Source organism: Synechococcus sp. R8-2 (assembly GCF_047461715.1).
In the GTDB taxonomy this organism is placed as follows: Bacteria; Cyanobacteriota; Cyanobacteriia; order Thermostichales; family Thermostichaceae; genus Thermostichus.
In genome coordinates, this window is sequence record NZ_JANSHQ010000156.1 from 1 (window position 1) to 4,477 (window position 4,477).

The 4,477-nt window shown below is 59.3% G+C and carries 4 protein-coding genes; 3 read left to right on the forward strand and 1 reads right to left on the reverse strand.

The annotated features are described in order from the left end of the window. Positions 1 to 52 precede the first annotated feature (52 nt). From NW819_RS04420 to NW819_RS04430, 3 genes are all read left to right on the forward strand, one after another. Positions 53 to 823: a hypothetical protein gene (locus tag NW819_RS04420; protein WP_414413006.1), complete on the forward strand. Its 771-nt coding sequence runs from the start codon at positions 53 to 55 to the stop codon at positions 821 to 823. A gap of 210 nt (positions 824 to 1,033) precedes the next feature. Continuing rightward, entirely contained in the window at positions 1,034 to 2,152 is a 1,119-nt protein-coding gene (gene cax, locus NW819_RS04425) for a calcium/proton exchanger (RefSeq protein WP_414413008.1), read from the forward strand. A gap of 38 nt (positions 2,153 to 2,190) precedes the next feature. Continuing rightward, entirely contained in the window at positions 2,191 to 4,071 is a 1,881-nt protein-coding gene (locus tag NW819_RS04430) for a mechanosensitive ion channel family protein (RefSeq protein WP_414413007.1), read from the forward strand. A gap of 96 nt (positions 4,072 to 4,167) precedes the next feature. Here NW819_RS04430 and NW819_RS04435 read toward each other — a convergent pair whose 3' ends face one another. After that, positions 4,168 to 4,407 carry a DNA-directed RNA polymerase subunit omega gene (locus NW819_RS04435; RefSeq protein WP_011433877.1) on the reverse strand — a complete coding sequence of 80 codons (240 nt, stop codon included), beginning with the start codon at positions 4,405 to 4,407 and terminating at the stop codon, positions 4,168 to 4,170. Positions 4,408 to 4,477: the final 70 nt, after the last annotated feature.

The window sequence follows — 4,477 nt, forward strand, 5'->3', positions numbered from 1 at the left end:
ATGAGTGTGGGAGTATGTCACGTACCTTTAAGGCTGAGCGCAGAGGGATCCCATGGCGATCATCGTCCTGAAAGCCTGGTATTTGGATTCGGTGTTGTCTGCTTCTCAAGTCCAACAGAGGGCCCCCGACCTGCGCCTAAGCCGTACCGGCCTCTTGAAAACGGCGATGCGGGCCGACTTTCTCGACGATGTGGAGCAGGTGAAGGCTTCCGTATGGTGGCAGCGCTACCTGGAAGGAGAGCTGGTGGAGTTTTACATCGAAGGCAGCGGCGCCTACAGCATCTCCAACCTCGATTTGATCAGCCGTGAGATCTACTTTAATAAGCGGGCCACCCTGAACATGACCGAGCCGGTCATCTACTTCTGCGGCCAATCGGATTACCCCGACTCCAGCGCCACTCTGCACCGGGCATTGCAAGCCGTGGTAGAGACCCTCAATCGCAACCACAGACCGGTCGTGCCCCTGCAGCTGCAGGGATCCCTTCCCGCTGAGGCTGAGACCCCGCTCATCGACGCGGCCTTGATTCGCAAGCTTAAGCACGCGCTGCTGGTGGTGGCCGATGTGACTCCTGTGCAGGTGAATGGCCGGGGGCGTCCCCTACCCAGCCCTCAGGTCTGTCTGGAGTTGGGCTATGCCCTGCAATCGAAGCGCCCCGAACAATTGCTGCTGGTACAACTCCCCCGCGACGGCATCGAGGGATCCTTTCCCTTTGAGGTAGAGGGCAGCAGTTTTTTGAAAATCGCCGATCCCCAGCATCTGTCCGATCAATTGGGAGCCGAGATCGCCCGGCAGTTGCAGCGCAACCGGGTTATCTCCCTCTAGCCAGCAGCACCTATCCAACCTCCCCTCGCAGCCGTTAGACTCTTGGAGATGGTCACTCCTGGTCATGGGGGATCTGGCTCCCCGAAACCCAAACAGCCTCCATCGTCGCTACCTTTTCTCCCCTTGTGAACCATGACCCTGGCTAACGCAAATCCTTTGGTTTCGCCGGATCGCTCTGCGGCAGGTTGGCAGAGAGGTCTGAACAGCATAATGTTCCTGCTGCTGTTGGGGGTTCCCCTATCTTGGGTGGGGCACTTCCGGGGCTGGGATCCCAACCTGGTTTTCCTCTGTGCGGCTTTGGCGGTGGTGGCCTTGGCGAAGTTTATGGGTCAGGCCACGGAAGAGATCGCGGCCTTGACAGGGCCGACAGTCGGGGGGCTGATCAACGCCACCTTTGGCAATGCAGCGGAGTTGATCATCGGCTTGGTGGCACTGCGGGCGGGGCTGGTGGATGTGGTAAAAGCCTCCATCACCGGCGCGATCATCAGTAACCTGCTCCTGGTGGCCGGCTTGGCCATGTTTTTGGGCGGGATCAAGTTTCGGGAGCAGAGCTTTCGACCCGAGGTGGCCCGCATGAATGCCTCGGTGATGAACCTGGCGGTGGTGGCCTTGATCTTGCCCAGCGTGGTCACCTATGCCGATGCCAACTTGGGGGAGATCTCCATCCAAGAGCTATCCACGGCGGTAGCCCTGGTGCTGATCGGGGTTTACGGTCTTACTTTGCTGTTTTCCCTCAAAACCCACAGCTACCTCTACACCCTTCACGAAGCGGAAGCCGCAGAAGATGAGGCGGCCAGTCGCCTGGCCCTCAATCCGGTTTTGCAGGCGGAGGGATCCATTCCCCAAGTGCTGACGGCTCCGCCCGAGGGAGCCGGTTTGGGGTTTTGGGTGCTGGCCCTCTTGGGGTTGACGGTGTTGGTGGCGCTGGAGTCGGAACTGTTGGTGAGCACTCTAGAGGACACGCTGGAACACTTTCACATGACGTCGCTGTTTATGGGGGTGATTTTGTTGCCGATCATCGGCAATGCGGCAGAGCATGCGACGGCGATCACGGTGGCCATGAAAGACAAGATGGATCTCTCCTTCTCGGTGGCGCTGGGCTCGACGATGCAAATTGCCCTGTTTGTGGCACCTCTGCTGGTGCTGGCCGGGGATGTGCTGCATCAGCCCATGAACTTCAACTTCGGCACGGTAGAGTTGGTGGCCATTGCCGTCTCGGTGCTGCTGATCAATTCCGTTAGCAGCGATGGGCGCTCCAACTGGCTGGAAGGGCTACTGCTCTTGGCCACCTATGCCATCCTCGGGATTGCTTTCTTCTTTCTGGAGTGAGGCGTTAAAGTGTTCTGCACCGCTGACGCAAACGGCTCATGCTGCGAAGCTGCGAATGGTGCCCCGCACCGCTGACGGGAACGGTAGGCAGGCCGAAGCCGAGGAAAACGGGATCCCTGTTTTGGCCTCTCCTTTTCGGTGCATCTTTTGCCCTATCCCCCATAGGCGGGCCCGCATGGGGGCAGGAAACTGCTGAAAACAACGGCACCGCCCCCAACCTGCCTTTGCTCAACCGTTTGGATGCCCTAGAAGAGCTGCGGCAAGCGCTTAGCCTCCCCACCTCTTCTATCCAGGCGGAGGCCGTGACGCTGGATGGGCGGCGTTTGTTCGTGGTTACCGCACCGCAGGGGGATCCCGGCAGCCTGCCTCCGGTGTCGCAGCGGGTGCGCTCCATTGAACAAACCCTGCACCAGTTGGCCAGCGCCGGATTCGATCCAGAGGCGCTGCAGGTTGAAGTCACCCTGGACGGCCAGACCAACCAGCCTGTTATCCGGGTGAATGGGCGACATTTGCTGACCATCACCTCCCTCGATGCTCAATTCCAGGGCGCCCAACCCATGGACTGGGCTGAGCAGGTAGCCGGCATTGTTGAGGAAGCGCTGCGCACTTCGCAACGGGAGCGGCAGCCTCAATTTTTGCGCCGCCAAGCGGTGATTGCCCTCGGCATCCTGGCTGTGGTAGGGAGCCTGAGCCAGCTCTGCCAGCGAAAACGGCGACGGCTGCAGCAAAAACGCGATGCCCTGCAGACGGAATACCAGGCCATCCAAGCAGAGATTCAGGAGCACCTAGCGGGGGAAGAGCAGCCGGGCGTGGATCCCGTCTTGGTCGAACAACAGGCCGGACGCAAACGGCAGGAATCCTACTTGGAGCTGCAAATTCGCCTGCTGCGCCTGGTGCAAATTGGCCTGTGGGTGGGCGGAGTTGGGGTGAGCTTGGGCCTTTTCCCGCAAACGCGACCCCTGCAAACGTTTTTCCTGGTTTCGCTGCGCGGCCCTCTGTTGCGGTTGGTAGGGGTGGGTCTGGCCACCTATGGCAGTGTCTGGCTGAGTGGACTAGTGCTGGATAACCTCTTTGCTGCCCTGCGCCAAGAACAGTGGCAAAATGCCCCCACCTATCGCCTCAGCAAACGCCTCAGCACCTTTGCCAGCGTCTCTAAAGGAGCTGCAGCCACTACCCTGGTTTTGCTTGGATCCCTGGCTGGCCTGGCCTCGGTGGGGGTCAATATTGGCCCCTTAGTGGCCAGCCTAGGCTTTATTGGGCTGGGGATTTCCCTGGCTGCTCAGGATCTGATTAAGGACGTGATCAATGGGCTGTTGATTTTGATCGAAGATCAATTTGCCGAAGGGGATGTGATCGTGGTGGACGGGCGGGGCGGCCTTGTGGAACACATGGATCTGCGGCTAACCCAGTTGCGCAACACCGAAGGCAGCTTGATCTCTATCCCCAACAGTGCCATCCGGGTGGTGGAGAACCTCTCCAACGGCTGGTCACGGGTGGATCTGGGGATTGTGATCGCCTATGAAAACGATCTGGAACAGGCAATACGCATCACCGAGCAGGTGGCTCTGCAGATGTACCGGGAGCCAGCTTGGCGGGAAAAAATCCTCGAGCCCCCCGAAATGCACGGTGTCGATGATCTGGGGGAGCGGGGGATCACGTTGCGCATTTGGATCAAGGTGCAGCCCCTGCAGCAGTGGAGGGTGGCGCGGGAATACCGCCGTCGCCTCAAGCACGCCTTCGATCAAGCAGGGATCCAGATTCCTTTCCCACAGCAGACCCTCTGGTTCCACAGCCCCTTGGAGATGCGCATCCAGGGTCTCAGCCCAGAGGAGACCCACCGCTTGCTGCACCTGATGGAATCGCGGCTCGAGGCTCGCCTGCGGGAAAGGGATCCCGTTGCAAACGACTTGACAAATTGACAAAATAGGCGGCTGCCGAAAGCTTCTACCCTTAGCCGCTCAGCCGGCTAGCAGTTTCAACAGGGCGGTCGCGCCAGCAGGCCGCAAGTCTAGTGACTACTCATCGCCGATGATTTCCGGCTCAGTCAGTTCATCCGACATTTCGATGACAGCGCGGCGGATTGGCTTCATCCAGCCATCTTCTATATCATCCGGATCCTCGTAGCGGCGGCGCTTGGCGCGGTTGGCCACCTGTACCGTGATGCGATAGCGATTTTTGGAAGCGTTGATCAGAGCCTCTACCCGACGCATCAGCTCGTCATTGTCAATGGCCAGTTGATTCTTGCGGGAAGCCATAATCGCAGTCTTAAATCTTGATATCTTGTTGCCACCAGGATCCCAAGGGGACTCCGTCCCGCTACCGCGA